23 protein-coding genes are annotated in these 20,816 nt (G+C 70.1%); 14 read left to right on the forward strand and 9 right to left on the reverse strand.

All coding sequences use genetic code 11. The features are described 5' to 3' along the window. The first annotated feature begins 8 nt into the window (after positions 1 to 8). The 3 genes from glgP to AB0L91_RS34950 all read left to right on the forward strand — a co-directional run bounded on the left by glgP (position 9) and on the right by AB0L91_RS34950 (position 4,516). A complete protein-coding gene (glgP, locus tag AB0L91_RS34940) occupies positions 9 to 2,579 on the forward strand; it encodes an alpha-glucan family phosphorylase (RefSeq protein WP_365017182.1) in 2,571 nt (856 codons plus the stop codon). Between the two features lie 97 nt (positions 2,580 to 2,676). Next, on the forward strand, positions 2,677 to 4,038 hold the full coding sequence (locus tag AB0L91_RS34945; RefSeq protein WP_355284224.1) for an NCS2 family permease: 1,362 nt from the start codon (positions 2,677 to 2,679) through the stop codon (positions 4,036 to 4,038). Between the two features lie 64 nt (positions 4,039 to 4,102). Further along, entirely contained in the window at positions 4,103 to 4,516 is a 414-nt protein-coding gene (locus AB0L91_RS34950; protein ID WP_365017184.1) for a hypothetical protein, read from the forward strand. 87 nt (positions 4,517 to 4,603) lie between these two features. On the opposite strand, the gene AB0L91_RS34955 is transcribed toward AB0L91_RS34950, so the two are convergent. Further along, positions 4,604 to 4,843, reverse strand: coding sequence for a hypothetical protein (locus AB0L91_RS34955; protein WP_365017185.1), 240 nt, complete (start codon positions 4,841 to 4,843; stop codon positions 4,604 to 4,606). Positions 4,844 to 5,160: 317 nt separating this feature from the next. On the opposite strand from AB0L91_RS34955, the gene AB0L91_RS34960 reads away from it, so the two are divergent. Continuing rightward, positions 5,161 to 5,973: a hypothetical protein gene (locus AB0L91_RS34960; RefSeq protein ID WP_357350936.1), complete on the forward strand. Its 813-nt coding sequence runs from the start codon at positions 5,161 to 5,163 to the stop codon at positions 5,971 to 5,973. Positions 5,974 to 5,976: 3 nt separating this feature from the next. On the opposite strand, the gene AB0L91_RS34965 is transcribed toward AB0L91_RS34960, so the two are convergent. The 6 genes from AB0L91_RS34965 to AB0L91_RS34990 all read right to left on the reverse strand — a co-directional run bounded on the left by AB0L91_RS34965 (position 5,977) and on the right by AB0L91_RS34990 (position 12,983). Next, complete coding sequence (locus AB0L91_RS34965) at positions 5,977 to 7,314, reverse strand: glycosyltransferase 87 family protein (RefSeq protein ID WP_365017188.1); 1,338 nt, start codon at positions 7,312 to 7,314, stop codon at positions 5,977 to 5,979. 150 nt (positions 7,315 to 7,464) lie between these two features. Beyond that, positions 7,465 to 8,169 (reverse strand): hypothetical protein, encoded by a 705-nt coding sequence (locus tag AB0L91_RS34970; RefSeq protein ID WP_365017190.1) that lies wholly within the window; start codon positions 8,167 to 8,169, stop codon positions 7,465 to 7,467. Between the two features lie 92 nt (positions 8,170 to 8,261). Then, the gene (locus tag AB0L91_RS34975; RefSeq protein WP_357350940.1) at positions 8,262 to 10,307 is read right to left on the reverse strand and encodes an ATP-dependent DNA helicase; all 2,046 of its coding nucleotides are present in this window, start codon (positions 10,305 to 10,307) and stop codon (positions 8,262 to 8,264) included. Positions 10,308 to 10,363: 56 nt separating this feature from the next. Beyond that, positions 10,364 to 10,900: a hypothetical protein gene (locus tag AB0L91_RS34980; RefSeq protein WP_365017193.1), complete on the reverse strand. Its 537-nt coding sequence runs from the start codon at positions 10,898 to 10,900 to the stop codon at positions 10,364 to 10,366. An 86-nt stretch (positions 10,901 to 10,986) separates the two neighbouring features. Next, a complete protein-coding gene (locus tag AB0L91_RS34985) occupies positions 10,987 to 11,553 on the reverse strand; it encodes an isochorismatase family protein (protein ID WP_365017195.1) in 567 nt (188 codons plus the stop codon). A 116-nt stretch (positions 11,554 to 11,669) separates the two neighbouring features. Next, the gene (locus AB0L91_RS34990) at positions 11,670 to 12,983 is read right to left on the reverse strand and encodes a nicotinate phosphoribosyltransferase (RefSeq protein ID WP_365017197.1); all 1,314 of its coding nucleotides are present in this window, start codon (positions 12,981 to 12,983) and stop codon (positions 11,670 to 11,672) included. Between the two features lie 61 nt (positions 12,984 to 13,044). Here AB0L91_RS34990 and clpS point away from each other — a divergent pair, with 61 nt between their 5' ends. From clpS to rdgB, 10 genes are all read left to right on the forward strand, one after another. Continuing rightward, positions 13,045 to 13,395 (forward strand): ATP-dependent Clp protease adapter ClpS, encoded by a 351-nt coding sequence (gene clpS, locus AB0L91_RS34995; RefSeq protein WP_355284197.1) that lies wholly within the window; start codon positions 13,045 to 13,047, stop codon positions 13,393 to 13,395. 13 nt (positions 13,396 to 13,408) lie between these two features. Further along, positions 13,409 to 13,978 carry a DUF2017 domain-containing protein gene (locus tag AB0L91_RS35000; RefSeq protein ID WP_365017199.1) on the forward strand — a complete coding sequence of 190 codons (570 nt, stop codon included), beginning with the start codon at positions 13,409 to 13,411 and terminating at the stop codon, positions 13,976 to 13,978. Positions 13,979 to 14,001: 23 nt separating this feature from the next. Beyond that, complete coding sequence (locus AB0L91_RS35005) at positions 14,002 to 15,102, forward strand: P1 family peptidase (protein ID WP_365017200.1); 1,101 nt, start codon at positions 14,002 to 14,004, stop codon at positions 15,100 to 15,102. 72 nt (positions 15,103 to 15,174) lie between these two features. Further along, the gene (locus AB0L91_RS35010) at positions 15,175 to 15,594 is read left to right on the forward strand and encodes a M67 family metallopeptidase (protein WP_355284262.1); all 420 of its coding nucleotides are present in this window, start codon (positions 15,175 to 15,177) and stop codon (positions 15,592 to 15,594) included. Between the two features lie 35 nt (positions 15,595 to 15,629). After that, on the forward strand, positions 15,630 to 15,908 hold the full coding sequence (locus AB0L91_RS35015) for a MoaD/ThiS family protein (protein WP_355284190.1): 279 nt from the start codon (positions 15,630 to 15,632) through the stop codon (positions 15,906 to 15,908). Position 15,909: 1 nt separating this feature from the next. Further along, on the forward strand, positions 15,910 to 16,872 hold the full coding sequence (locus tag AB0L91_RS35020; RefSeq protein ID WP_355284187.1) for a cysteine synthase: 963 nt from the start codon (positions 15,910 to 15,912) through the stop codon (positions 16,870 to 16,872). Between the two features lie 56 nt (positions 16,873 to 16,928). Beyond that, entirely contained in the window at positions 16,929 to 17,654 is a 726-nt protein-coding gene (locus tag AB0L91_RS35025; RefSeq protein WP_365017203.1) for a rhomboid family intramembrane serine protease, read from the forward strand. Positions 17,655 to 17,723: 69 nt separating this feature from the next. Then, on the forward strand, positions 17,724 to 18,488 hold the full coding sequence (locus AB0L91_RS35030; protein ID WP_365017205.1) for a cyclic nucleotide-degrading phosphodiesterase: 765 nt from the start codon (positions 17,724 to 17,726) through the stop codon (positions 18,486 to 18,488). 71 nt (positions 18,489 to 18,559) lie between these two features. Then, the gene (gene rph, locus AB0L91_RS35035) at positions 18,560 to 19,324 is read left to right on the forward strand and encodes a ribonuclease PH (RefSeq protein WP_218716805.1); all 765 of its coding nucleotides are present in this window, start codon (positions 18,560 to 18,562) and stop codon (positions 19,322 to 19,324) included. Between the two features lie 2 nt (positions 19,325 to 19,326). Continuing rightward, positions 19,327 to 19,932 carry an RdgB/HAM1 family non-canonical purine NTP pyrophosphatase gene (gene rdgB, locus AB0L91_RS35040; RefSeq protein ID WP_357350955.1) on the forward strand — a complete coding sequence of 202 codons (606 nt, stop codon included), beginning with the start codon at positions 19,327 to 19,329 and terminating at the stop codon, positions 19,930 to 19,932. A 64-nt stretch (positions 19,933 to 19,996) separates the two neighbouring features. On the opposite strand, the gene AB0L91_RS35045 is transcribed toward rdgB, so the two are convergent. Beyond that, entirely contained in the window at positions 19,997 to 20,365 is a 369-nt protein-coding gene (locus tag AB0L91_RS35045; protein WP_357350957.1) for a DUF3817 domain-containing protein, read from the reverse strand. Then, positions 20,362 to 20,793, reverse strand: a complete 432-nt coding sequence (locus AB0L91_RS35050) for a transcriptional regulator (RefSeq protein ID WP_357350959.1) — start codon at positions 20,791 to 20,793, stop codon at positions 20,362 to 20,364. Before AB0L91_RS35050 ends, AB0L91_RS35045 begins: the two co-directional genes overlap by 4 nt. Positions 20,794 to 20,816: the final 23 nt, after the last annotated feature.

Below are 20,816 nucleotides of genomic sequence, written 5' to 3' on the forward strand. Positions count from 1 at the left end.
TTTGGCGGGTGAAGGCACTTCGTCGGTTCACTGTCCGTGCCCATCTGCCGGAGCGGCTCACCGCGCTGGGCGAGTTGTCGACGAATCTGCGGTGGTCGTGGCACGGCCCGACGCAGGATCTGTTCGCCGACCTCGACCCGGAGCTGTGGCGCGCGGTCGGCCAGGACCCGGTCCGGATGCTGGGCGAGGTGCCCGCCGAGCGGCTCGACGCGCTCGCCGCCGATACCGCGTATGTCGCCCGGGTGGACGCGGCCGCCGAGGGGCTGCGCGACTATCTGGCGCGGCCGCGCTGGTTTCAGCAGCAGACCGGGACGAACGTCGCCGGGATCGCGTACTTCTCGATGGAGTTCGGTGTCACCGAGGTGCTGCCGAACTACTCGGGTGGGCTGGGCATCCTGGCCGGTGACCATCTCAAGGCTGCCTCGGACCTCGGTCTGCCGCTGATCGGCGTCGGGCTGCTGTACCGCTCCGGGTATTTCCGGCAGTCGCTGTCGGCCGACGGCTGGCAGATGGAGCACTACCCGGCGCTGGACCCGCAGGGTCTGCCGTTGCGGCTGCTCACCAGCGACGGCTCGCCGGTGCTGATCCATGTCGGCATGCCGGAGGGCCGGGTGCTGCGGGCGCGGGTGTGGATCGCCCAGGTGGGCCGGATCCCGCTGCTGCTGCTCGATTCCGATATCGCCGAGAACGATCCGGAGCTGCGCGCGGTCACCGACCGGCTCTACGGCGGCGATCAGGATCACCGGATCAAGCAGGAGATCCTGGCCGGGATCGGTGGGGTCCGCGCGGTGCGGGCCTACACCCGCGCCAACGGGCTGCCCGATCCCGATGTGTTCCATATGAACGAGGGCCACGCCGGCTTCCTCGGGGTGGAGCGGATCCGGGAATTCATCGCGGGCGGACTGGATTTCGACACCGCGCTGGCCGCGGTCCGGGCAGGCACCGTGTTCACCACGCACACCCCGGTGCCCGCGGGCATCGACCGGTTCCCGATGCCGTTGGTGCGCCGCTATTTCGGTGGCGCGCACGGTGAGTCCGAGTCCGCGCTGCTGCCGGGACTGTCCGTCGACCGGATCCTGGCGTTCGGCCGGGAATCCGATCCCTCCGTGTTCAACATGGCGCACATGGGTCTGCGCATGGCCCAGCGCGCCAACGGTGTCTCGAAGCTGCACGGCGAGGTCAGCCGGGACATGTTCGCCGGGCTGTGGCCGGGCTTCGACGCGGCCGAGGTGCCGATCGGTTCGGTCACCAACGGCGTGCACGCGCCGACCTGGGCGGCCAGGGAGTGGATCGACAAGGCGCGCGAGCTGGTCGGTCCGGAGCTGGTCGAGGAGGCGCGCGGCTGGGAGAAGCTCAGCGATGTCGATCTCGGACAGCTGTGGTCGACGCGCAACACCCTGCGCGGCGTCCTGATCGCCGAGGTGCGCCGCAGGCTGCGCGACTCGTGGCATCAGCGCGGCGCGGCCGACGCGGAACTGGGCTGGATCGACGAGGTCTTCGACCCCTCGGTGCTCACCGTCGGGTTCGCCCGGCGCGTGCCCACCTACAAGCGGCTGACCCTCATGCTGCGCGACCCCGAGCGGCTGCGCGCGCTGCTGCTCGATCCCGAGCGGCCGGTGCAGCTGGTGGTCGCGGGCAAGAGTCATCCCGCCGACGACGGCGGCAAGGCGCTGATCCAGCAGGTCGTGCGCTTCGCCGACGATCCGGCGGTGCGGCACCGCATCGTCTTCCTGCCCGACTACGACATGTCGATGGCCCGCTACCTCTACTGGGGTTGCGATGTGTGGCTGAACAATCCGCTGCGCCCGCTCGAGGCGTGCGGCACCTCCGGCATGAAGTCCGCGCTCAACGGCGGCCTCAACCTGTCCATCCGGGACGGCTGGTGGGACGAGATGTTCGACGGCGAGAACGGCTGGGCGATTCCCACCGCCGACGGCGTGCGCGACGAGCACCGCCGCGACGATCTCGAGGCCGCCGCGCTCTACGAGCTCGTCGAGCGCACGGTCGCCCCGCGCTTCTACGACCGCGACGCGGCGGGCGTGCCGGTGCGCTGGACCGAGATGGTGCGCCACACCCTGCAGACCACCAGTCCGAAGGTGCTGGCCTCGCGGATGGTTCGCGACTACGCCGAGCAGTACTACGGCCCGGCGGCCGCGGCGTTCGGCCGGGCCGCCGCCGACGGATTCGCCGGCGCGGCGCGGGTCGCCGAGTACCGCAAGCGGGTCGACGCGGCCTGGTCGTCGGTGCGGGTGGCGCAGGTCGACAGCTCCGGACTGCCCGACACCCCGGTGATCGGGGCGAAGCTGTCGCTGGAGGCGCGCGTCGAACTCGGCGGGCTGGCGCCGTCGGATGTCGTGGTGCAGGCGGTGCTCGGCCGGGTCTCGCCGGCTGACGACCTGTCCGACACCACCACCATCGAGATGACGCACACCGGGACCGACGAGGGTGTGGAGCTGTATGCCGTGCAGTCGCCGGTGCCGCTGTCGGGCGCCGTCGGCTACACCGTGCGTGTGCTGCCCCACAACGCGCTGCTCGCGTCGGATGCCGAACTGGGGCTGGTGGCCGTCGCGGGGGCGTGACCTGCGTCGTGACACGGATGCCGGGTTCTTCGATTCAGTGAACTTTCCGCTACCGTTCCTGGGCATCCTTCTTCTTTGAAATTCGGACTGGAGTGTCATGGCCAGCGATGTCGTTACCCGCGCCCGAGGGCGCATCGACGGATACTTCGGTGTCACGTCGAGCGGGTCCACCTTCCGGCGCGAGGCGATGGCGGGCACGATCACGTTCCTGGCGATGTCCTATGTGCTGGCGGTGAATCCGTCGATCCTCGGTGACGAGGGCGCCCTGGGCGACAAGGGCATTCCGATGCAGGCCGTGTTCACCGCGACGGCGGTGGCCGCGATCTTCGGCACCCTGGTCATGGGCATCTGGGCGCGGTACCCGATCGCGCTCGCGCCCGGCATGGGCCTCAACGCGTTCTTCGCGTACACGGTCGTGCTGAGCATGGGCATTCCGTGGCAGGTCGCCCTGTCGGGCACCCTGCTGTCGGGCATCATCTTCTTCATCCTGGCGATCACCAAGATCCGGGAACGAATCCTCAATGCCATTCCGCTGCAGATGAAGTTCGCGGTGGGCGCCGGCATCGGTCTGTTCGTCGCGTTCCTCGGGCTGAAGAACGCGGGCATCGTGGTCAACAGCGACGCGACCTTGGTCACGCTCGGCGACTTCACCAAGGGCACCACGTTGCTCGCCCTGTTCGGTCTGGTCGTGACGGTGGTCTTCCTGGTGATCGGCTGGCACGGCGCGGTGCTCTACGGCATCGTCGCGACCACGGTCCTGGGTATGGTCACCGGCCTGGTCGGCATCCCGGACGGGATCGCCGAGCTGCCCAAGGGCCTGGATCAGACCTTCGGCCAGGCGATCATCCATCTGCCCGACGCGTTCACCGGGCAGATGATCGTGGTGGTGCTCACCATGCTGTTCGTCGACTTCTTCGACGCCTCGGGCACCCTGATCGGTGTCGCCAACCAGGCGGGCCTGCTCAACAAGGACGGCACGCTGGCACGGGCGCGCAGCGCGATGGCCGCCGACTCGGTCGGCACGACGGCGGGCGCGATCATCGGTACCTCCACCACCACCGCCTATGTGGAATCGACCGCCGGTGTGTCGGCGGGCGGCCGGACCGGTGTCACCGCGATCACCACGGCGGGCTGGTTCGTGATCGCGATGTTCTGCTACCCGATCTTCTCGGTGATCGCCGGGTCGGCCGAGGTGACCGCGCCCGCGTTGATCGTGGTCGGCGTCTTGATGGCGCGCTCGCTGGGCGAGATCGACTGGCAGCACCTCGAATACTCCGTGCCCGCGTTCCTGACCGTGATCATGATGCCGCTGACCTATTCGATCGCCAACGGACTGGCGATGGGCATGATCTTCTACCCGGTGGTGATGGTCGCCCGGGGCCGGGTCAAGGAAGTTCATCCGGCCATGTGGGTTTTGATGGTGTTGTTCCTGGGGTACTTCTTCTTCCTCGTCGAGTAGGTGAACTCACCATAGGTGTGCCTATACTTAGGCTAGCCTAGCCAAGCTTGAAGGAGAGTTACCTATGAAGCGCTCGCTCGTTGCCGCGTCGATGGCGGTTGCCACCATCTTCGCGCCGGTCACCGCGGCTGTCGTCGCCAACGCCCCCGCCGCGATCGCCGCCCCGGCGACCCCGTCGGCCGGTGAGCTCCAGGGCAAGCTCCAGGCGGCCATGAACGGCTCCGCCGCCGAGCTCGAGTCGGGCAACGCCGGTAGCCTCATCGTCGTTCGCGACACCGTCAACCGGATCCCGGGCTACAGCTGGGACGTCTCGGGCCCGGTCACCGTCGACGGTGACACCCTCTCGGCGACCCTGAACAGCCGCCTCGGCGACTACGCCTACCCGATCCCGGTGACCTGGAAGAACATCGGCGGCACCTGGAAGCTGTCGCAGGAGTCGGAGAGCACCCTGGTCAGCTACGCGACCATGGCGTGGTGAACTGAGTCTCGCGTCACATCGCCCTGACTCCGGCCCTGCGTGCTTGCCTAGCGGTAAGCACGCAGGGCCGGATTGGCGCAGGGTGGCTCAGCCCTTGGGGACCCAGAGCCTCCACCGAGTGGTGGGCAGCAGTTCGCATTGGTAATCGCGCTGGTCGGGGTGCTGTCCGATGTAGTCGGCGGCGGCGAAGTAGCAGTCCTGCTTTGTCGGGTACTCGCCGACGATCTTCCAGTTGACGATTCGCGGATCCGCGCTTGCTGTCGATGCTGCACCTAGCATCAACGCACAACCGGCCAATGACGCAGCCAAAATGCGGGTTGCCTTCATGATTCACTCCCCTTGAACCTGAATGTGATTGCTCAACTCCTGAACAATCACCTGCCACGCTACGTCGATCTCCATGGAGTTGCAACGATGTGACTCGCTGCCTCGATTGGGTTCGCTTGGGGTAGAGGCGGTTTCGGTGACCGGTATCCGGTTGCCGCACCGCCGCTTTCGTTCCCGGCGTGCGACGTTTCGTCATCGGCCGTATGCCCGTGGTTCCACGCAGTGCCCGCGCCTGTCGCCGGTAGCGGTTACCCTCGGCGACGGCGCTTGTCGAAGCGGCGCCACGCACCGTCCGCGCATCGAAGAGGAGAGCTGCGATGAAGGCTTACGACCTGGGTTTCGGGGATTCGGCGGACAAACTGGCGGAGACGCCCGGCGGTGAGCCGCTGACGCTCGACACGCCGGTGCGCTCCGGGTGGATCGGCAGCGACGGACCCGCGATCGATCCGGCGAGCTGGCCGCGCGGGCCGGTCACCGGACTGCCGATGATGCACGCGCTCACCCTGCGACTGCCCGTCGACTATCAGCGCCGCGGGCCGAAATACCCGGCCATCGCCTTCTTCCAGGGTGAGGGGCAGTTCGCCGACGCGACCGATCCGATCGTGGCCGACGCTGCCGCCGACGATCCGGTCGCCCGCGAGCTGGTCTCGACCCGGCTGCACTCGCAGCTGCAGCTCCTGCACGACGAGATCGGCGGCGTCTTCGCGCTGGTCTGGCTGACCGAAGCGGAATTCGCCGCGGGCCCGGTCGCGCCGCCCGCCGACGTGCGCCTGCCCGGCTCGCCGGTCGCGAGCGACGAGGGCTGCAACGCCTGGGACGACGTGCACCCCACCATCGGCGTCTGGCTGGCCGAGCGCGTCGCCGACCCCAATGTCGGTATCCCGCCGGTCGAATACGTCCCGAACTCGCGCTACCAGGACCCGCTCACCGAGGACTCCGGCTGGAACCCCTGGGCCGAGCCGCTGTTCGGCCGTTCCCACCTCGGTGGCACGGCGTTCCCCGTCCAGGCGCTCCCGGAGGGCCTGACCCCGTTCTACCTGGAGATCGAGGAGGTCTCCGGGATGAACTTCGGCGGCGGCAACGCCCAGCTCGACCTGGAGTCGGGCGTTTTCGACTGGGCCTGCGGGTAGCGCTCAGTCCACCATGGCCGGGCGGTCGTCGTCGGGGTGCGCCCCGCCGGCGACGCGCGGCGGCCGGATCGCGCGGGAGAGTTCTTGCGCGGCAGGGGGATCGATGACGGTCGGCTCGATCGGCTCGGGGCGTCGGCGCGGCGGCGTCGAGCGGACCAGGCGGACGACACCGATCAGCACGATCAGGTAGACCACCACGTAGATGTTCATCATCACCTGCGCGCCCGGCCACCACGGCGGCAGCAGGAAGGTGCCGACACTGACCCAGGTGGGGGTGTAGGTGTAGGTCCACGCCGCGATGGCGAGGTACAGCGCGCCCGCCGCGACCCACCAGCGGCCGCGGGTCTGGGCGCGATGGATCAGATAGACCGTCAGCGGGACGAACCAGACCCAGTGGTGCCCCCACGAATACGGCGAGACCGCGCAGGCGGTGAGCCCGCCGAGGGTCACCGACAGCAGCGGTTCGTCGCGGCGCACCAGCTCGGCAGCGAGCCACAGGGCGAGCAGCGCGATCGGGACGGCGATCAGCAGCCACAACCAGACCGGGGCAGGCCCGTGCACGAGGTGGGCGACGGCGCCGCGCAGCGACTGATTGGCGGGGTGGACATCGGGGGCGATGCGACCGGATTGGAAGAAGGTCGAGGTCCAGTACTGGTACGAATCACTCGGCAGGACCAGGGCGGTCAGGCCGATCGTCGCGGCGAAGGTGAGTGCGGCGGTGGCCGCGGCGCGCCATTGTCGTTGCGCCAGATACTGGGCCACGAAGAACAGCGGGGTCAGCTTGATGCCCGCCGCGATGCCGACGCCGAGACCGCGCAGCCTGCTGTGCTCGGCGCGGGAGAAGTCCCACAGCACCAGCAGCATGAGCCACAGATTGATCTGCCCGTAGTAGAGCGTGGTGCGCACCGGCTCGGCGAAGACGAAGGCCAGCATGATCAGCGCGCTGACCACGGCCAGGCGCGGCGTCACCCGGTAGCCGAGCATCCGCCAGCTCTGCAGCACGCAGGCGAACAGCACGGCGAGGTTGAGGACCAGCCAGGTCGTGGTGACGGCCGACCACGGCACCAGCACCAGCGGCAGGAAGGCCAGCGCCGAGAACGGCGTGTAGGTGTAGAGGAGTCCGTAGTGCGTGGGCTCGATGTAGAGCGCCCGATCGTGCAGCACCCGCCAGCCGCCGTCGCGGTAGATGTGGACATCGAGGCCGCCGACGAGGATGCCGCCGCTGTCCATCCACGGATCCATGGTGGTGAACAGCAGAGTCACGCCGAGGACGGCGGTACCGAGTAGCAGGAGGAGCGTCGAGACCGTGCGCGGGAGCTCCGCGCGTCGAGATTTCTCCACCACTGCCGTACTACCGGCCGGCTCGCATCGTATGCACGACTAAGAACCTACCGCCCGCCCGTCGGAGTGGCGCGGTGTGGCCCGCCTTTGGTAGACGATTCCTATGAAGCCGGTCGGCCCGGTGGCGAACCGAACTCGGCAAGGCCCGCCTCACGCGGCCGGTTGCAGGACCAGCATGGTGTCGGCGCCGTGGTGGAATTCGTAACGGGTCTTGCGCAGTGCGGTGGGGACGCCCTTGTCGTGGAGTTCGGTGCGCAGCCCGGCGATGAGGTCGTCCAGTGGTGCGCCGGTGTAGTCGAGCAGGGGATAGAGCCGGGCCTCGCCCTCGGTGACGCGGGACAGTTCGAGCAGGGCGGACAGGTGGAATTCGGCATCGAGGCGGTCGGCGTAGCTGAACAGCAGGTGTGAGCTCAGCGACAGGTCGAAGGATTTGTCGGGGAACGGGAGTTCGGGCAGGCTCGCGGCGATGTAGCGGTCGGGCGCGGCGCGCAGATCGGCGGCGAAGCGCCGGGCCGCGCCGCGCCGGATGGCGGCATGGCCGTCGGGGGAGCCGTACCAGTCCCAGCGGTAGCGGTGGGCATTGGCGGCGGCCCAGGCCACGGCGCGGTCGTTCTCGGTGACGGCGTCGACGGCCAGGTCGGTGGTCGGACGGGCATAGATCGGATCGATCGCGGTGACCGTGGCCCCCAGGGCGGTGGCCTCGGCCGCGAAACTCGCTGCGCCACCGGGGCAATCGAGCACCCTGCGGCCGGTGAGATCGTCGTCGGACAGGTGAAACATCGCGCGGTACTCGGCCAAAGATCTTGCGCTGACCAGAAATTCGCCGAGTACCTCGCCATCGGCGTGGTGCTTCATCACCCAACGTTCTCACGAGTTGCGTTCGCCCGGCGGTGAATTCACGGGTGTGGTCATGTCGATTGCAAGACCGGGTGTAAAAGTCCCTCAGCTCACGCGGACGCGGTGAGCCTGCGCAGCGCCTTCGCGACCACCTCGGGGTCGGTGGTCTCCCAGTACGGCGGCAGCGAAGCGCGCAGGTAGCCGCCGTAGCGGGCGGTGGCCAGCCGCGAATCGAGGATCGCGACGACGCCGCGATCGTCGACGCTGCGCAACAGCCTGCCGGTGCCCTGGGCCAGCAGCAGCGCCGCGTGATTGGCCGCCACCGTCATGAAGCCGTTGCCGCCGCGCGATTCCACGGCGCGCTGGCGGGCGGTGAGCAGTGGGTCGTCGGGGCGGGGGAACGGAATGCGGTCCAGGATCACCAGACTCAGCGACGGGCCGGGCACGTCGACGCCCTGCCACAGGGTGAGCGTGCCGAACAGCGACGTGGCCGGGTCGTCGGCGAACTTGCGCACCAGCGCGCCCATCGAGTCGTCGCCCTGGCACAGCACCGGGGTGTCGAGCCGCTCGCGCAGTGCCTCGGTGGCGGCCTTGGCGGCGCGCATCGAGGAGAACAGGCCGAGCGTGCGCCCGCCCGCGGAGGTGATGAGCTGCTCGATCTCGTCGAGGTAGGCGGGGGCCAGGCCGTCGCGGCCCGGCGCGGGCAGGTGCTTGGCGACGTAGAGGATGCCGGACTTCGCGTGATCGAACGGCGAACCGACATCGAGCGAACTCCAGCGCACCGACTCCACGTCGGCGGGCGCGGTGGCGCCGTTGGCCAGCGCCGGGTCGACCTTGCCGCCGGACTGCGAGGGCAGGCCCCAGGTGATCGCGAGCCCGTCGAACGAGCCGCCGATCTGCAGGGTGGCCGAGGTGAGCACGACGGTCGCGGTGCCGAACAGCCTGCTGCGCAGCAGGCCGCCCACCGACAGCGGCGCCATCCGCAGGGTGCGGCGGGCGACGCCGCGGATCTCGTCGGCCGAGAGCCAGATGACATCGCGCCGCGCGGCCGGATCGGCCTCCTCGAACGCGGTCAGGGTGCGCACCGCCGCGTCGTGCACGTCGTCGATGGCGGCCACGGCCATCGTGCGGGCGGCGGCGTTGTCGGGATCGTCGGTGGCCTTCACGCTGCCCGTCGGGGCCAGGGCGGTGCGCGCGTTCCAGGCGGCGTCGCGGACCAGTGCGAGGACGGGCGCGATGCCGTCGGGCAGCTGGTCCCAGCGGCCGGGCGGCATGTCCTCGAGCGCTTCGTGGAACGCCTCGGCGGCGCCCTCGAGCCGGTCGACCTCGCGTTCGTCGATGAGCTTGGTGCAGCGGCGGGCCGCGGCGCTGATCGCGGTCGCGGCGAGTTCGGCGGTGGCGACGCCGGTGACCCGGTCGACCAGTTCGTGCGCCTCGTCGATCACCACGACGTCGTGTTCGGGCAGCACCTGGATGCCGCTGATCGCGTCGATGGCCAGCAGCGCGTGGTTGGTCACCACGACGTCGGCCTGGGCCGATTCGGCGCGCGCCTTCTCGGCGAAGCAGTCCTGGCCGAACTGGCAGCGGGTCTTGCCGAGGCATTCGCGCGAGGACACGCTGACCTGACGCCAGGCCCGGTCGCTCACGCCGGGGGCGATCTCGTCGCGGTCGCCGGTCTCGGTGTCCGACGCCCACTCGTTGAGCCGCTGCACCTCGCGGCCCAGCTTGGAGATGGCGAAGGCGTCGAACAGTTCCGCCTCGCCGCCGGTGTCCTCGGGGATCACGCTGTTGATCTTGTTCAGGCACAGATAGTTGTTGCGGCCCTTGAGGATCGCGAACTGCGGCACCCGGCCCAACGGCTTGCTCAGGGCGTCGGCCAGGCGCGGCAGATCGCGGTCGACGAGCTGACGTTGCAGGGCGATCGTCGCGGTGGAGACCACCACGGTGCGCCCGGTCCGCACCGCGTGCCGCAGGCTCGGCACCAGATAGGCCAGCGATTTACCGGTGCCGGTGCCCGCCTGCACCGCCAGGTGCTCCTTGGTGTCGATCGCGTGGTCGACCGCCGTCGCCATGGTGGTCTGGCCGGTGCGTTCCTTGCCTCCCAGGGCATGCACGGCGGTGGCGAGCAGGTCGGCGACGGGCGGCAGTTCGGGCACGCAGGCAGCTTATCCGCCCCCTCGGACAAGTCCGATCGGCCGACGGCGAGCCCTGTTCAGGACTCGCGGACGAAGTCGTCGAGGTTGGCGCGGATGTAGTCGAGGACGCGCTGTTCGAAGTCGGCGGGTTCGTTGATGTCGTAGATCTCGTCGGGGTCGTCGGCGCGGGCGCCGTCGGGGCGGCGGATCTGGCCGGGGTTGGCCAGGGTCTGGTGTTCGTCGTCGAAGAAGCGGTCGAGAGCGTCGTCGGGGGAGCTGGGGGAGGCGTCGCGGGCGGCCAGGATCGCGGCGGCGGCCAGGCGCGGCATGCCCGCGGCGCGCAAACCACGGGTGGCCCAGGGGAGTTCGCCGCGCCGGGTGCGCAGGTAGCCGCTGAAGCCGGTGTCCAGGACGCTGGTGTGCAGGCTCGACAGGGCCAGCAGGTGGGCGAAGGCGGGCGGGAGTTCGGCGAAGGCGCCGACGCCGCGACGCTGCAGGTCGTCGGTGACCGGGTTGGACCAGAAGACGATGTCGGCGGCGTCGTGGATGGAGTCGATCTCGGCCAGCGCCGTCGTCAGTCGGCCGCGCGCCTGCGCCGGGAATCGGTAGTCCATGGGGGCAGGCTAGCCGTGTCCCACCCGCTCGCCGCGAGCGGTCACGCGGCCGCCCGCACCGGGAGCCGGTTGCGCCGAGGACCGGGTCAGGCGGGGATTTCGCCCGACAACTCGACGCCTGCTTCGCGCAGCGTGGTGAGCGCGGTGGCGACCGTCGCCGGGGCGACGCCCGCGGTGAGGTCGAGCAGGATGCGGGTGTCGAACCCGGCGGCGCGGGCGTCGAGGGCGGTCGCGCGGACGCAGTGGTCGGTGGCGATTCCGACGACGTCGACCGTGTCGATCTCGCGGGCGCGCAGCCAGTCGGCCAGAGTGGTGCCGTCGGCGGCCGCGCCTTCGAAGCCGGAGTAGGCGGCCGAGTACTCGCCCTTGGAGAAGACCTCCTCGATAGAGCCGGTATCCAGGGCGGGATGGAAGTCCGCGCCGGGTGTGCCGACCCGGCAGTGCGGCGGCCAGGTGTCGACGTAGTCGGGTTCGGTGGAGAAATGTGGACCGGGATCGACGTGAAAGTCCCTGGTCGCGACCACCGCGTCGTAGTCGGCGCCCGCGACGAACTCGCTGATCGCCGCCGCCACGGCGGCACCCCCCGCGACGGCGAGCGAGCCGCCCTCGCAGAAGTCGTTCTGCACATCCACGATCACCAGACCGCGTGCCATGCCGTCCTCCACTTCTCCGCCGGTCCGAACTCGCGCGACCGGTCGTGTCACGCCGGTCTCCGACGACATCATTCTCCGCTGGCTGTGCCGGTGCGGCCACTCGGCCGCGCGGTGGCTCAGCCCAGGAAGGTCGTCGGTACCGCGGGCTCGCCCGCCGACAACTTGAGCCCCTCCCACGGCAGGCTGACCAGCCCGCGCGCGACCAGCTCCCGGCTCTGCGCCAGCGTCGCGACACCATCGACAACGGCGCCCTTGCGGACCAGCGGCACCAGCAGCTCCCTGGCCTGGAAACCGTTGGTGGCCGGTGCTTCTCCGTCGGCGGGGTAGACGATCTCCTCGACGATCGTGCCCGTCGCGCGGGCCAGCCGCACCGCCTTCTTGGTGCCACCGCGCGACTGCTTGTGACTGCTGCGTTTGGCCACCGGGATGCCGTCGACCTCGACCAGCTTGTAGACCATGCCCGCGGTCGGCGCGCCGGAGCCGGTGACCAGCGAGGTGCCGACGCCGTAGACGTCGACCGGTTCGGCGCGCAGGGCCGCGATCGCGTACTCGTCGAGATCGCCGGAGACCACGATGCGGGTGCCGGTGGCGCCGAGCCCGTCGAGCTGGTCACGCACCTGCCTGGCCAGCACGCCGAGGTCGCCGGAGTCGATCCGCACGCCGCCGAGCTCGGGACCGGCCACCTCGATCGCCGTCGCCACGCCCCTGGTGATGTCGAAGGTGTCGACGAGCAGGGTGGTGCCGACGCCGAGCGCGTCGATCTGGCTGCGGAACGCGGCCGCCTCGTGCTCGCCGTCGGCGCCGCTGTGCAGCAGGGTGAACGCGTGCGCGCTGGTGCCGGCACCCGGCACGCCGAAGCCGCGCACGGCTTCCAGGTTGGAGGTGGCGTCGAAACCGGCCAGGTAGGCGGCGCGCGAACTCGACGGCGCGGCCAGTTCGTGGGTGCGCCGCGAGCCCATCTCGATCATCCGCCTGCCCGCCGCCGCGCTCACCATGCGCGCGGCCGCCGAGGCGATCGCGCTGTCGTGATTGAGGATCGACAGGGCCAGCGTCTCCAGCAGCACACATTCGGCGAAACTGCCGCGCACGGACAGGATCGGCGAGCCGGGGAAGTACAGCTCACCCTCGGCGTAGCCGTCGATATCGCCGGTGAAGCGATATTCCCGCAACCAGTCGACGGTGGCCGGGTCGAGGAACCGGGCGACCACCTCGAGCTCGGCGGGACCGAAGCGGAAGTGGGTCAGCGCGTCGAGCAGCCGCCCGGTACCGGCCACCACGCCGTAGCGGCGACCGTGCGGCAAGCGCCTGGCGAACACCTCGAAGGTGCACTGCCGATGCGCCGAGCCGTCGGCCAGGGCGGCGGCGAGCATGGTCAGCTCGTACTGATCGGTCAGCAGCGCGGTGCTGGCGAACTCGTCACGGATCTGCACACCGGAAACTGTAGTCACCGCGGGTGTTGTTTCTGTGTGGCCGCGTCGTACCCTGGGATTTATGGCCGTGTGCAATTCCGTTCGAGCCGGCGCCGTCACCGACGCCGTGAACGCCGCACTGTCAGCGGCACAGGCGACGCCGGAAGCGGTCGAGCAGACCGAGATCCTCGAGGCCGAGGACCGACCCTGGGTCACCGTGGTCTGGGACGACCCGGTGAACCTCATGCACTACGTCACCTACATCTTCCAGAAGCTCTTCGGCTACAGCAAAGCCAAGGCGACCGAGTTGATGTTGCAGGTGCACAACGAGGGCAAGGCGGTCGTGTCCTCCGGATCACGCGACAAGATGGAGCAGGACGTCCGCCGATTGCACGCGGCGGGACTCTGGGCAACCATGCAGCGAGACGACTGAGTACCGTAACCCTGTGCGCAAGTGGAGCAGGAAGAACTCACTGAGTGGCCTGAAGCTTCGATCCGAGATGGACGAGCACGAGGCCACGGTTCTGCGCTCCCTGATCGGCGCCGTGTCCGGCTTGCTCAGCGACCGCGCGTCCGAGGCGCCCGAGGACGAACTCGCCGCGCTGACCGGCCTGCGTACCGGCAACTCCACTCCGCCCGACGATCCGCAGCTGCTGCGCCTGCTGCCCGATTTCCACCGGGCCGAGCCGGGGTCGCCCGACGCCAAGCGCGCCGACCTCAACTCCGCCCTGCGCAGCCTGCACGAGCCCGAGATCATCGACGCGAAACTGGCCGCGGGCCGGGTCGTGCTGGACAGCTGCCCCGAGGTGGGCGGCAAGATCGTGCTCACCCCCGAGCAGGCCGACGCCTGGCTGGCCGCGCTCACCGATGTCCGCCTGGCGCTGGGCACCCTGCTCGACATCGACGACGACACGCCCGAACACTTCGATCCGAGTGATCCGCGCGCGCCGCACCTGGACGTCTACCACTGGCTGACCTGGATGCAGGACTCGCTGTTGCAGGCGCTCGCGCCCTGATTTCCGCGCGTTAGGGTCGGGGCATGAGCGGCGTTCCCGGTCCACGCAACGCGATCACCGATGTGTCCGGCGTGCTGGTCGGCCATCATCAGGTCCTCGACGACGACGTCACCCTCGGCACCGGCGCGGCGACCGGCTGCACCGTGGTGCGCGTGCCCGGCGGCGCGACCGCCGCGGTGGACGTGCGCGGCGGTGGGCCCGGCACCAGGGAGACCGACCTGCTCGATCCGGGCAATACCGTCCGGCAGCTGAACGCTGTCCTGCTGGCGGGCGGCAGCGCGTACGGGCTGGCCGCCGCCGAGGGCGTGATGCGCTGGTCGGAAGAACACGGCGAGGGCATTCCGATGGACCCCACCGATCCCAGCCGGGTGGTGCCGATCGTGCCCGGCGCGGTGATCTTCGACCTGCCGGTGGGGGCGTGGCACATCCGGCCCGACGCCGACTTCGGTTTCCTGGCGGCCGAGGCGGCAGCGGGGGAGTTCGCGCGCGGTACCGCCGGTGCCGGGGTCGGGGCGCGGGCCGGGGCACTCAAGGGCGGAATCGGTTCGGCGAGTGTGGTTCTCGCCGACGGGCCGGGCGCCGGGGTCACGGTGGGCGCGGTGATCGTCGCCAATCCGGTCGGCTCGGTGGTCGATCCGCGCACCGGTCTGCCGTGGGGCGCCGGCACCGACGGGCCCGACTTCTTCGGGCTGCGGCCCGGCACCGCGGCCGAGATCGCCGCGCTCGCCGCCCTGCCGGTGAAGGGCACCGTGCTCAACACGACCATCGGCGTCGTCGCCACCGACGCCGCGCTCGATCCGATCGCCTGCCGCAGACTGGCCACCACCGCGCACGACGGCCTCGCCCGCGCGATCCGCCCGGTGCATTCCCCGCTCGACGGCGACACCCTGTTCGCGCTGTCCACCGGCACGATCGAGGTGCCGCCGATCCCGCTGCCCGGCGCGTTCCCCGGCGATCTGCTGCTGCTGGACCAGCTGTGCACGGCCGCGGCCGTGGTCGTGGAGCGGGCCGTCGTCGACGCCGTGCTCAGCGCGACCTCGATCGCCGGGATCCCGGCTTATCGCGATCTGTTTCCGCGCCGACTCCCCGCAGGTGGGGACCGGGATGCGCGCGGCGCGGAATAGCCGAATAGGGTGGGTCGTTGTCGAGGTGGTGCTCGACAGCACGCAGACAGGTTTGTGGAAAGGGTCGAGGAAGTGCTGGTGATCAGGGCCGATCTCGTGGACGCGATGGTGGCGCACGCGCGCGCCGACCACCCCGACGAGGCCTGCGGCATCATCGCCGGACCCGAGGGCGGCGACCGGCCGGAACGCTTCGTCGCCATGGTCAACGCCGAGCGCTCGCCCACGTTCTACCGTTTCGACTCCGGCGAGCAGCTGAAGGTCTGGCGCGCGATGGACGACGCCGACGAGACCCCCGTGGTGATCTACCACTCGCACACCGCCACCGAGGCCTACCCCAGCCGCACCGACATCTCCTACGCCTCCGAGCCGTTCGCGCACTACGTGCTGATCTCCACCCGCGATCCGGAGCAGCACGAACTGCGCAGCTACCGCATCGTCGACGGCGAGGTCACCGAAGAGCCCGTGCGGATCGTCGCTTCCTACGACGCCTGAACCCACCGAAACGAAGTCACACCCGAGGAGTCCCCATGCCGGTAACCGTGTCCATTCCGACCATCATGCGAGGTCTCACCGGAGGCGAGAAGCGCGTCCAGGGTGAGGGCGCGACCCTGTCGGCCCTGATCGACAACCTCGAGGCCAACCACCCCGGCCTGGCCGAGCGGCTGCTCAAGGACGGCAAGCTCAACCGCTACGTCAACATCTACGTCGACGACGAGGACGTGCGGTTCGCCGGCGGGCTCGACGCCGAGGTGCCCGCGGACGCGTCGGTCACCATCCTGCCGGCCGTCGCCGGCGGCGCGCGCTGACGTGGCCCGCTACGAATCGCTCATCGCGACCCTCGGCAACACCCCGCTCGTCGGACTGAAGACGCTGTCCCCGCAGTGGGACGGCGACGATCACGTCCGCCTCTGGGCCAAGCTCGAGGACCGCAATCCCACCGGGTCGATCAAGGACCGGCCCGCGCTGCGGATGATCGAGCAGGCCGAGGCCGACGGCAAGCTCACCCCCGGCTGCACGATCCTGGAGCCGACCAGCGGCAACACCGGGATCTCGCTGGCCATGGCGGCCAAGCTCAAGGGCTACCGGATCGTCTGCGTGATGCCGGAGAACACCTCGGTCGAGCGGCGTCAGCTGCTCACCATGTTCGGCGCCGAGATCATCGATTCGCCGGCCGCTGGTGGGTCGAACCAGGCCGTGGCCATGGCCAAGGAGATCGCCGCGCAGAATCCGGACTGGGTGATGCTCTACCAGTACGGCAACCCGGCCAACGCGCTCGCGCACTACGAGACGACCGGCCCGGAACTGCTCGCCGACCTGCCCGAGATCACGCACTTCGTCGCCGGACTCGGCACCACCGGCACCCTGATGGGCACCGGGCGATTCCTGCGCGAGAAGGTGCCCGGCATCGAGATCGTCGCCGCCGAGCCGCGCTACGGCGAGCTGGTCTACGGCCTGCGCAACATCGACGAGGGGTTCATCCCCGAGCTGTACGACGAGACGGTGCTGACCACCCGGTTCTCCGTCGGCCCGTACGACGCGGTGAAGCGCACCCGCGAGCTCGTCGGCGAGGAGGGCATCTTCGCAGGCATCTCCACCGGCGCGATCCTGCACGCCGCGCTCGGCGTAGCGAAGAAGGCGCAGAAGGCGGGCAAGCGCGCCGATATCGCGTTCGTCGTCGCCGACGGCGGCTGGAAGTACCTGTCCACCGGCGCCTACGACGGCACCCTGGACGAGGCCGAGGAACGCCTCGACGGCCAGCTCTGGGCCTGACGGCTCGGTACCCTGTGGGGAGTGGGCCCGCTGGCGGCCCGGCCTGAGCGGAGGCGATGTCGGTGAGCGGTGGCGGAGGAATCGGAGCCTCGTTCGATCCGGACCGGATCGCCGGGTTGCAGGGGCGGCCCGGCGCGGCCCCGCCCGCCCGGCGCGACGGCGTCCGGGCGTGGACGCGCGCGGCGGTCGTGATCGTCGCGTTCGTCGGGTCGCTGTACGTGATCGAGGGCGTCGACGCGGTGCTCTCGGCCGACCGGCCGAGCGGCGCGCCCGGTCAGCTCGACGCGGGCGGGATCGAGCCCCGCGAGCTCGACGGCCTCGACGGCATCCTGTGGGCACCGTTGCTGCACGGTGGCTGGGATCACCTGATGGCCAACACCCTGCCGCTGCTGATCCTCGGCTTCCTGGTGCTGCTGTCCGGGATCGGGCGTGGCATCGCGGCCACCGCGATCATCTGGGTGGTCGCCGGGGTCGGCACCTGGCTGACCGGCTCGGCGGGCAGCGTGCACGTCGGCGCGTCGTCGCTGGTGTTCGGCTGGCTGACCTACCTGATCTGCCGTGGGTGGTTCGCCCGCAATGTGGGGCAGATCGTGCTCGGCGTGGTGATCTTCGCGCTGTACGGCTCGATGCTGTGGGGCGTGCTGCCCAGCGACCCCCTAATTTCTTGGCAGGGACATCTTTTCGGGGCGGTGGGTGGAGTCCTCGCGGGCTGGGTACTCTCTGGTGATGAACGTCGACGCCGCCGTGGAGCATCGGTCGGCCGCGCAGTACCTACGCGGTAGCCGGGGATCCGGTCTGGAAAATGGGGGGATCCTGCATTGAGCACCAGCACGTCGTGGCAGCATGGGGGCATGCGCCTTACCGTCCTCGGGTGCTCGGGCAGCGTGTCCGGCCCGGACTCCCCAGCGTCGGGTTACCTGCTGACGGGTCCCGACATGAGGCCGACCGTCATCGACTTCGGTCCCGGCATCTTCGGTGCGCTGCAGAAGTACCTGAACCCGGGTGACGTGGACATCTTCCTGACCCACCTGCACGCGGATCACTGCCTCGATCTGCCCGCCCTGCTGGTGTGGCGTCGCTACCACCCGAACCCCCCTGAGGGCCTGGCGCTGGTCCGCGGTCCCTCCGACGCCGCGCTGCGCATCGGCAACGCCTCCGCCGAGATCGGTGGCGAGACCGACGACTGGTCCGACGTGATCGACTCGCAGGCGTGGGTCGAGAACGTGCCGGTGCCGTTCGGTCCCGGCCACACCGTCGAGGCCCGCCGGATGTACCACCCGCCGGAGTCCTACGGCCTGCGGATCACCGCCGCCGATGGCCGCGTCTTCGTCTACACCGGCGACACCGCGATGTGCGATGCCGTCGTCGAGCTGGCGCAGGGCGCCGACGTACTGATGGCGGAAGCCTCGTGGACCCACGATCCGGCCAATCGTCCGCCCGGCATTCACCTTTCGGGCACCGAGGCGGGCGAGATCGCGACCCGCGCGGGCGCCAAGGAACTGCTGCTCACCCACATTCCCCCGTGGACCTCCCGCGAGGACGTGATCGCCGAGGCCAAGGCCGCCTTCGCCGGACCGGTCCACGCGGTCTCGCCCGGGGAAACCTTCGACCTGTAGCACCGGCGAACCGTCGAGCTTCCGGACGACTCGCTGAATCCCGGAGCGGCGGAACGGCTAGTCTGTGTGCCGTGTCGAGACGAGCCGATGGTAGGGCGGATGACGAACTCCGCGAGGTAAGGATCACCCGTGGCTTCACCACGCACCCGGCGGGATCGGTGCTGGTCGAGTTCGGGCAGACCCGGGTGATGTGCACGGCCAGCGTCACCGAGGGCGTGCCGCCCTGGCGGCGCGACTCCGGGCTGGGCTGGCTCACCGCGGAGTACGCGATGCTGCCCGCCGCCACCCACACCCGCAGCGGCCGGGAATCGGTGAAGGGCAAGGTCGGTGGCCGGACCCAGGAGATCAGCAGGCTGATCGGGCGTTCGCTGCGGGCCTGCATCGACCTGGCCGCGCTGGGCGAGAACACCATCGCGCTGGACTGCGACGTGCTGCAGGCCGATGGCGGTACCCGCACCGCCGCCATCACCGGCGCTTACGTGGCCCTCTCGGACGCGGTGACCTACCTGGCCGCCGCGGGCAAACTGGCCGACCCGCAACCGATCTCGTGCATGATCGCCGCGGTCAGCGTCGGCGTCGTCGACGGCCGGGTGCGCCTGGATCTGCCCTACGAGGAGGATTCGCGCGCCGAGGTCGACATGAACGTGGTCGCCACCGACACCGGCACCCTGGTCGAGATCCAGGGCACCGGCGAGGGCGCGACGTTCCCGCGCTCGACCCTGGACAAGCTGCTCGATTCGGCGCTGGCCGGCTGTGAGCAGCTGTTCGCGGTGCAGAAGGAAGTACTGGCCCAGCCCTACCCGGGCGCGCTGCCCGAGCCGGCCGGTAAGAAGTAGCAATGGCCGTGCGTGTGCTGGTCGCCAGCCGGAATGCCAAGAAGCTGAAGGAACTGCGCCGGATCCTCGACGAGGCGGGCGTGGCCGGGATCGAACTGGTGAGCCTGAACGAGGTGCCGCCCTACGAGGAGGCGCCCGAGATCGGCGCCACCTTCGAGGAGAACGCCGTCGCCAAGGCGCGCGACGGGGCCGTGGCCACCGGATTGCCGTGTGTGGCCGATGATTCCGGGATCGAGGTGGACGCGCTCAACGGCATGCCCGGCGTGCTCTCGGCGCGCTGGTCGGGTCGCCACGGCGACGACACCGCCAACAACACCCTGCTGCTCGGTCAGCTCGGCGACGTGCCCGACGAGCGCCGCGGCGCGCGGTTCGTCTCCACCTGCGCGCTCGTGCTGCCCGACGGCACCGAGACCGTGGTGCGCGGCGAATGGCCGGGCACCATCGCCCGGAAGCCGATGGGCGAGGGCGGTTTCGGCTACGACCCGCTGTTCCTGCCCGAGGGCGGCACCGGCAGCGCCGCGGAACTGACCCCGGCCGAGAAGGACGCGGTCTCGCACCGCGGCCGGGCCCTCACCCAGCTCCTGCCCGCCCTGGCCGCCCTGGCCTGAGCCGAAACGACAGCGCCGCCGCCCCGGATACCGGGTGCGGCGGCGCTGTCGTCGTTTCCGGGACTCAGAGTCCGTACTGCTGCTGGACGTCCTTGGCGTTGCGGTGCTCGACGAAGAACGACAGCAGCGGGATGGTGCCCGCGATCAGGGTGCCGACGGTGCGGCCGATCGGCCAGCGCACCTTCACCGCGAGGTCGGCGGTGACGAGCAGGTAGGCGAAGTACACCCAGCCGTGCACGACGGCGATCCAGCTCGGGGTGTCGACGTCGAAGCCGTACTTGGCGATCATCTCGCCGGTGAGCAGCAGCAGCCACAGGCCGGTGACCCAGGCCAGCACCCGATAGCGCTGCAGCGCCGGGCGGATCTTGGCGGTGTCACCCGCCGGGGCGGCCTTGTCGAGCGACGGTGCGGTCGTGTTCTCGTCGGTGGTCACCCGGCGTTCCTCTCAGGGGCGTGCAGACCGGCCGAGCGGACCTGCGCATCGATGTCGCTGGCGTGCAGTCCCGCCAGGTACTGGTTGTAGGCGACCGTCTCCGGGTCGTCGGCGGGGGCCGCCCTGGGGCGTTCGGGCAGGATCCCGGCGGGGATCTCGCGCGGTGCCTCGGCCTTCGCCGCGCGCGGTGCCGTGTCCGGTTCCTCGGCCTCGCGCTCGAGGCGGACGAACCGGACGTAGGCGAACACCGCGAACGCGGCGAACAGCGGCCACTGCAGGGCGTAGCCGAGGTTCTGGCCGGTTCCGGAGGCCGATTCGAACCGCTCCCACTGCCACCAGGCCAGCGCGAGGCAGCCCAGCGCGACGACGATGACCAGCGCGATCAGGGCCGGTCGATTGTGCGCCGGGCGGGGAGATGAAGCGGACACGCGCTCCACGGTACCCGCCTACT

It is taken from the genome of Nocardia sp. NPDC051833 (genome assembly GCF_040681225.1).
Taxonomy (GTDB): Bacteria; Actinomycetota; Actinomycetes; order Mycobacteriales; family Mycobacteriaceae; genus Nocardia.

Bases quoted from the DNA above. Each gene is read 5' to 3' on its own strand.
- AB0L91_RS34945 (WP_355284224.1), top strand. From the start codon at position 2,677: ATGGCCAGCGATGTCGTTACCCGCGCCCGAGGGCGCATCGACGGATAC.
- AB0L91_RS34950 (WP_365017184.1), top strand. From the start codon at position 4,103: ATGAAGCGCTCGCTCGTTGCCGCGTCGATGGCGGTTGCCACCATCTTC.
- AB0L91_RS34955 (WP_365017185.1), bottom strand. From the start codon at position 4,843: ATGAAGGCAACCCGCATTTTGGCTGCGTCATTGGCCGGTTGTGCGTTG.
- AB0L91_RS34960 (WP_357350936.1), top strand. From the start codon at position 5,161: ATGAAGGCTTACGACCTGGGTTTCGGGGATTCGGCGGACAAACTGGCG.
- AB0L91_RS34970 (WP_365017190.1), bottom strand. From the start codon at position 8,169: ATGAAGCACCACGCCGATGGCGAGGTACTCGGCGAATTTCTGGTCAGC.
- AB0L91_RS34980 (WP_365017193.1), bottom strand. From the start codon at position 10,900: ATGGACTACCGATTCCCGGCGCAGGCGCGCGGCCGACTGACGACGGCG.
- AB0L91_RS34985 (WP_365017195.1), bottom strand. From the start codon at position 11,553: ATGGCACGCGGTCTGGTGATCGTGGATGTGCAGAACGACTTCTGCGAG.
- clpS (WP_355284197.1), top strand. From the start codon at position 13,045: ATGGCCGTGTGCAATTCCGTTCGAGCCGGCGCCGTCACCGACGCCGTG.
- AB0L91_RS35005 (WP_365017200.1), top strand. From the start codon at position 14,002: ATGAGCGGCGTTCCCGGTCCACGCAACGCGATCACCGATGTGTCCGGC.
- AB0L91_RS35015 (WP_355284190.1), top strand. From the start codon at position 15,630: ATGCCGGTAACCGTGTCCATTCCGACCATCATGCGAGGTCTCACCGGA.
- AB0L91_RS35025 (WP_365017203.1), top strand. From the start codon at position 16,929: ATGTCGGTGAGCGGTGGCGGAGGAATCGGAGCCTCGTTCGATCCGGAC.
- AB0L91_RS35030 (WP_365017205.1), top strand. From the start codon at position 17,724: ATGCGCCTTACCGTCCTCGGGTGCTCGGGCAGCGTGTCCGGCCCGGAC.
- rdgB (WP_357350955.1), top strand. From the start codon at position 19,327: ATGGCCGTGCGTGTGCTGGTCGCCAGCCGGAATGCCAAGAAGCTGAAG.